The sequence below is a fragment of the Stenotrophomonas sp. RS-48 genome, from assembly GCF_030053245.1.
GTDB lineage: Bacteria > Pseudomonadota > Gammaproteobacteria > Xanthomonadales > Xanthomonadaceae > Stenotrophomonas > Stenotrophomonas maltophilia_P.
In genome coordinates this window covers 1-5,152 of record NZ_JASGBV010000159.1, presented here as the reverse complement: position 1 = coordinate 5,152, position 5,152 = coordinate 1, and the positions used below count along the sequence as shown (strand labels likewise).

The following is a 5,152-nucleotide window of genomic DNA, read 5'->3' as shown; positions in this document are numbered from 1 at the left end:
TGTCTAATGTGGAGCGCGGCGGATACGATGGCATTTCTCCAGTATTTCTCATGCGTCATTGTGCCGGCGCACAGTTCTATTCTGGTGAAGAACTCTTCTTCAGACTGAGTAAAGAGCGGCGTCTCCGAAAGGCCGATAGTACTTATAGACTCGATCTCATTGTCCGCAGGATCGATGGACGTAAGTATATCAATGGATCGACTTCGGTCGTCGCTATAATAAGCTTGGACCTTCGGATTTCCTCCAAAAATTTTCAGCGCATGATTTGCCACTATTTTGCAATGTTCGCTTGGGGTTGTCATTTTGTGGTCCGAGGTGGAGGTCGGTTTTTATTCGTATTCATGGTTTCGGTTGGATGATGGCAGCTCTGGTCTGTGGTGGTTTTGATTATTGGAATCGTCGAGAAATTCCTTTGTTGTGGGATTTCTCTTTCCTGCGATTTTCATATGCTTGCGGTGCTCCAGGCCTGGTTTATGGGCATGTCCCGCGGATCATTCTTGTTAAGTGGTTTGTTCGTTTTGGGGTCTCGAACGATTCCATCTGGGCTCTCCCCTGGGAAGGGTCACGTCTCGAGGAGCCTGTAGCGGAGCGAGCGTCGCATTGATTCTGTGCTTGCCGGAGATCCAGCGCATACGGTTACCTTCTGGATTCTTCTACTCCAGTGCGCCAAGCTTCGAGAGGAAATCGATCTTCCTTGACCAAGTGCTGGGCCGTGAGGCGGGGCACTTTGGTAAATGAAAAAATCGCCGATCTCGCACCCGTAGTAGCGAATGCTGCAAGTGACAGCGCGCCTTCGCGATAGTCGCAGCGTGGTGAAGCAAGATGATCCGGACGAGAGAATGTGAATGCCAACAGGCACGGCCTGCTAAGGTGGCGGCGACGGGTTGTGGAAACGCACATCTTTGGTGGGCCAGTCACTGTCGTCGTCGAACCGGGATAGCCAGCGCTTTGCATCAACATTAGAGAAGCGCTCGTTTGGATCGCCCGACCATTGGCCCAAACCGACCAAGCCTAGATCCTTATGTCGGATGGGTTTTATCAGCTTGTTGAGCAACATTGGAAGCTCTGGAACACCGAATTCGATTGGATAGAGGTCGGGTTGTTCTCCAAGCTCGATCCACTGTCCTCCGTGCAGGTCGGTTATCGAGATCCGCGGATGATCGAGCGCTTTGCATACTGCATCTCTATCGATGCCAAGCCTGCTTCGCCACTCGTCAGAGAGCAAGAAGCCCCAGGTCGGGGGGCGTACACCATCCATGAGCTCGCCCATCATGCCAAACTGATAATCGATGTCCAGCCCATAGAACCGAGGGGTGAGTGCGCGTTCCCACGTGGCAGTTTCGTATCGAGAGCCAAATGCCAATGGGTTCGCAAGGGCCAATCCGCTGTAAACCTGTTGAGGCTGCAGTTTCTCGATCGTTGCAGTTACCAGGTCTCGCCACGCACTGCGATTCTCTTTCCACCAGCTCCAGCGATAGTAGAGTTGAATCGAAGAGTAGCTGTTGTTGGTTGCCCCGTCCCAAGTTGAGCCGCGCCAGAAGTAGCCGGCTGTTGTCGGAGAGTGCGAATGCTTGTCTTGGTCGGAGAAATTAAAAACGAAGCTCTTGTCGATTCTTGAGCTCCGGGCCAGCACCCTGAGATCGCGAATTCTCGCTGATCCGTACTTGTGCGGTCTTTCCGAGATCGGGTGTGTGGCTATTCTGTATGGGCATCCAAAGAGCGCTTCGAAGGCTTCGTGCACCTCGATCATGTCAAGCGTTGTTCTGAGGTAATTCTGGGGTGGATAAGTAAAGTAGAAATTGACGAACGGAGATGCGCTGACTTCATATTCGTCGTTGCCGTAGGCCGTATTTGGCCAGTCTTTAAGGATATCTGCGAATTCGTTGATGTCGTCAGCGGTGAATATCTTGTGGGTTGTGCTCATTGCTGCTTTCTTGTTTTTTCGCGTCGTAGTATTTCTGAGTGCTCAACTTGGCCTGGAAGTGATGCGGGAAGTCAGAATCTGCTGATGCAGCGCGCTTTGCAGCTCGGCATGGGACGGCGTTGGCCGCCAAGGCCTTCGGTCGGGGAACAGCCAAACGACCAATGCGAGTTGCCAGAAGCCCCTCTGACCCTGCAGGGCGGCAGTCGCCTTCGTCTATCGGCTAAGGTAACCCCGCTCTCTCCAGTGCCGCATCGCGAAGGCATCGTCCTGTGCGAAGCAGGGCGCCTCGCCGTCCAGCAGGTCGGCGTTGGCACGACGCATTTCCCGAGCGCCGATCTTGAATAGTCGCAACGCATCCGCGAGCTCAGGCCCTCCGACCGGATCAATCTGGACCGCGGGCTCATCTCTATCCTGGTCATCCTTGTGGCGTATACGGACGCGCTTCTCGCCGTCCATACAGATTTCAACGTCGTAGTAGTAGCTCTCGATAGTGCTGGTCCCGTCGGGTTGACGCAGTTCCCTGGATAGCCGAAGGAGGGGCTCTTCAGGGATTGGCCCACTTGTCTGCTGGCGAAAAGCCGCATGGCAATGGCCGACCCAGAGGCCGCACCGATCCTCATCCTCGTAGTCATCGTAAGGTTGGCAGATCTCCAGCCCCAGAAGGGTGCAGATGTCTGTGGGAGAAATGATCTGCGTGGCCCAATGGCGACTGGACACTCCTTCTTGAAGGAAGCGCCAACCCGTGAGGATCAACTCCACGAAGGGAGGGTGGATTTCCTCCGCCTCAACCTGGGTCCATTCGGCTTCATCTTGGGCCGTATCGTTGCAGATGTACTTCCAGAGACCCCAGCCCTTTTCAGGTTGGCGTCCCAGAAGCCGATCAATCAGACCGACGCTTGTCTCCGCACGCTCCATTACCAGGCGAGCGCCAGTTCCTTCTGACATGGCCTCCATCTGGACGATGTACACGGGAGCTTCCGGATGCGCGATGTCCACGTGCACCCAAAGTGAGATTCCGCCGCGGTTGAACTGATAGCTGCACGTGTCCTTCGGCACCATGTCCTCGCCACAGATCCGCAGGAAGTTTTCTGGGCTGATACTGGCATCGCTGAACAGGCTGAGCGTGCACAGCAGGGGATCTGCCGCTGACAGGCCCTCCTTGCGAATGACGCTTCCGCCAGCGGCCCACCGTTCAACAATCGCTGCCGCGTCCAGTGACCAGCTGCTATCCGGATGAGGGTCTTCTCTGAAAAGGCAGTCGGGATCGATGAGCTGTGCCAGCTCATCTCCATCCATGGCGTCGACATCGTCAATTCTGCGCAGGCACTGGATCGAACCCTCGATCTCTACGGAGTAGTCCGTCTGGATGAGCAGAGACACCTCGGCAGAGCCGACAACGTGCAGATAGCCGTGGTTGTAGTCGCCCCAGTACAGCTCTTTGACACGGAGACTGCCGCCCACTCTGATCTCCTGCCCACCGACGACCGCATTGGATGTCGTCAGATCGCCCGAGACAACAAGTCCACACGCGCCGTCGGTCTCCAGGCTGTGAATGTGGCGAGCGATTTCCAGATTGCCGCGGACCAGGATGAACCGTATGTGCTCACTCAGTGCTTCCTCTTCTTCCTGCCATGGGGCCAGCGGGTTGTCCAGATCCAGCGTGTCGAGCCTCAGGTTCCCGGGTGCGAGGAGAACCAGGGTGCTTGAGTTCTCGGTGGCGTATCCCTCCTCACGATAGAGCGAGTCCTCTGGGACCTCGTCCTTGACGTCCTCGTAGCGGACCACCTGGAAGGGGCACTCCGGAGAAAGCCGGGCAACGATCTTTTCAAGCGTCGGTGCGGGCGGTACTCGCGTGATCGCGATGAGTTCGCCATTCCACAGTTCCTGGAAGAGCCGAAACTCAACGAGCTGGGCCAGCATAGAGAAGTGCACCGCTGCATCGACTACCTGCAATGAGTCACGTTGTGCGGCGCCTCCAAGGCCGAGTGCGGGGAAAAATCCGAAGCATTGGCCTACACCCAGGGGGCCATGCTTCAGCACTGCTGCCTCGAACAGTGGAAGGCCGTCATGGCCTACCAGATCCAGCTTCTCGTCAGGCAGCCGGAAGACAGAAGTTGCAGTTCCGCTGATACAAGCCGGTGACAGTTTGTTGTCCGTCAGTCGCCTGCAGAGGATTGAACCCCTCAAGAGATCGATCTGGCCCGGGCCGTATTTCGTATGGACGAAGTAGATGGTGCCGAACGCGGAGTAGGCGTAGGCGAGTGTGTCCGATGGAGCGAGATCCGGAACCTGCCGCAGCGCCAGCTCCATCACCATTGCCAGATCCTGCGGATGGCACAGCTGGATCCGTCCATTTCTGAAGACTGATCGCCCACGCTTGATCAACTGATTGCGAATTCCGGCGGGCATCAGGTTCTCGAGAGCCTCTGCGTCTGCGTTGCTGAGGCGATGAGAATCCAGAAGGTTCGATTGCTGCATGGGTGGTCCTGACTCGACAAGAGGTCGCTGCGTGGCGCGGTCGATCAGAACACTGCCGGCACTCGAGAGCTCGGGGCAGCTACTGTCCTGTATGGGACTGATCAGGAGCTATGCAACTACTCCGAAAAGTGGCAGCAACAGGCGTGGGTCCAGCGTTCACCGTTCATCGTCGAGACGGCGCACAGCGCCAGCAGCGATCACGATGGATGCATCGTCTGCGCAGGAGTAGGCGCGGTACCCGTCCATACCCTTCCATCCCCAGCGTCGTCAGCGGACAGTGCAGCCGCGCGACCAGCAGGTGCAGCGGAGGATCGACAGGGCCCGTCGCGTGCGAGCGGGGCTGGGCGGGCGGCGTACCCAGCGCGGAAGCGTGAGACTGTTCCAAAGACTGTTGACGGCGTGAAGGAACTTCGACACAATGGCGCTCCTTCGACGCAGGTCGAAGAATCTGCGGGAATAGCTCAGTTGGTAGAGCGCAACCTTGCCAAGGTTGAGGTCGCGAGTTCGAGTCTCGTTTCCCGCTCCAGATTCTACAGGGCCCCGGTTGGGGCCTTGTTTTTCTCCCGCCCTTGGCAAGGCGGGGCCCGTTGAGCCACAAGGCTTTTCGCGCAGTCAGAAAAGTGAAATAAGGTGTGAAATCGCTGGTGTGAGTTCCGGGCTTCCGGTATCATGACAGCCTATGCGGGAATAGCTCAGTTGGTAGAGCGCAACCTTGCCAAGGTTGAGGTCGCGAGTTCGAGTCTCGTTTCC

General features: G+C 56.8%; 2 protein-coding genes, 1 tRNA gene and 1 pseudogene. 1 reads left to right on the top strand and 3 read right to left on the bottom strand.

Going from position 1 to position 5,152, the window contains the following annotated elements:
- From QMZ25_RS19140 to QMZ25_RS19130, 3 genes and pseudogenes are all read right to left on the bottom strand, one after another.
- A pseudogene (locus QMZ25_RS19140) lies at positions 1–302 on the bottom strand (suppressor of fused domain protein); the annotation flags it as partial.
- 563 nt (positions 303–865) lie between these two features.
- Positions 866–1,924, bottom strand: coding sequence for a type VI immunity family protein (locus tag QMZ25_RS19135; protein WP_283220142.1), 1,059 nt, complete (start codon positions 1,922–1,924; stop codon positions 866–868).
- A gap of 213 nt (positions 1,925–2,137) precedes the next feature.
- A complete protein-coding gene (locus tag QMZ25_RS19130; RefSeq protein ID WP_283220141.1) occupies positions 2,138–4,402 on the bottom strand; it encodes a T6SS immunity protein Tdi1 domain-containing protein in 2,265 nt (754 codons plus the stop codon).
- A gap of 450 nt (positions 4,403–4,852) precedes the next feature.
- Here QMZ25_RS19130 and QMZ25_RS19125 point away from each other — a divergent pair.
- Positions 4,853–4,928 (top strand) — tRNA-Gly (locus QMZ25_RS19125).
- Positions 4,929–5,152: the final 224 nt, after the last annotated feature.

What these genes read in the sequence shown, in the direction of transcription:
- QMZ25_RS19135 (WP_283220142.1), bottom strand. Translation starts at nt 1,924, where the DNA reads ATGAGCACAACCCACAAGATATTCACCGCTGACGACATCAACGAATTC.
- QMZ25_RS19130 (WP_283220141.1), bottom strand. Translation starts at nt 4,402, where the DNA reads ATGCAGCAATCGAACCTTCTGGATTCTCATCGCCTCAGCAACGCAGAC.